1 protein-coding gene is annotated in these 1,254 nt (G+C 40.8%); it reads left to right on the top strand.

The window, feature by feature from the left end; translation table 11 throughout:
• Nucleotides 1–69 precede the first annotated feature (69 nt).
• Nucleotides 70–1,254 (top strand): terminase family protein (locus JU82_RS08200; RefSeq protein WP_037949279.1); only part of this gene is annotated, 1,185 nt, incomplete at its 3' end.

Genomic DNA, 1,254 nt, shown 5'->3' with positions numbered 1-1,254 from the left:
AGACAAGACTGAAACTGATCTTCATGTTCACGAATTACCTCCAATACCTACTGTTATACTCAATAGGAGATGACCGAAGTGATGCAGGACATATCCGCCCCTCAGTGTGAGATATTCGAGTCCACTGCATCAGTAAGTCTATTTCTCGGAGGCACTGGATCTGGGAAAACTCATTTAGCAGGGATTATTACACGACGCATGATCGCCGAATTTCCTCATGTACGTGGTTTCGTGGGGGCAAATACTTATGCACAGCTGGACACCAGCACGCTTTTTCGCATACGTGAATATTGGGGTTCAGTAGGAATAACCGAATGGACAAAGGAAAACCCATCGGGGTGTTATGTTTCTGGACATGAACCTCCGCCACATTGGAAGAAGTGTTTGAGGAACTTTGACCGCTTTACGAATATTATCTCGTTCAATAACGGACACTTGATTTTTACCGGCTCTTTGGACAACGCAATTATGCATTCTGGCAAAGAGTTCTCTTATGCGATATTGGATGAAACAAAGGATAGCCGGGAAGAAGATGTGAAAGAAGTTATTATAACAAGGTTACGCCAACCAGGCATTTATTTAATCGACGGAGAGTTAAAGCCCGAAGGTGAACAATCGCAGCAGTTCAACCCACTTTATATTATGACCTCACCGGCTAAAGTTGAGTGGCTTAATAAGTGGTTCTCATTAGATGACTATGTTCAGGAGATTGAAAGTAAGATATATTCTCGAAGTGATTTCTTTTTTAAGCGTATAGGTAATAAGTTTGCAGTTATTTCATCAACTTATCACAACGTTCATAATGTAGGTGAGAATTATATTCAGAACATCTTAGACAATAATTCAAAGGAAAGGGGCAAGGCATTAGTTTTTGGTACGCCTTTTATGACCTTGGGGGGAGAGTTTTATTCTTCATTTGATCGTCTTAAACACGTCGGCAAATGCACCTACGACAAAACTAAGCCTTTACATATCTCGTTTGACCAGAACTCAGTTCCTTATAACTCCTGTTCTATTTGGCAGTTTGAGCGCAAAGAAGATATTTGGTGGTCGTATTGCATTGATGAAATCGCTCTTGAGAACCCTCGTAACTCAACTGAAGAGGTGTGCGAAGAGATACTGATGCGATATAATGCTCATAAGTCAGCTATTTACTACTACGGTGACGCATCGGGTAAGGCACGTTCTACAATGAACAAAGAGTTTAAACATCATTACGAGATCATAGAGTATAAGTTAAGGAGGTTTCTTGTC

Source organism: Sulfuricurvum sp. MLSB (assembly GCF_000747095.1).
Classification (GTDB): domain Bacteria; phylum Campylobacterota; class Campylobacteria; order Campylobacterales; family Sulfurimonadaceae; genus Sulfuricurvum.
This window is presented reverse-complemented; position numbering and strand designations above follow the sequence as displayed.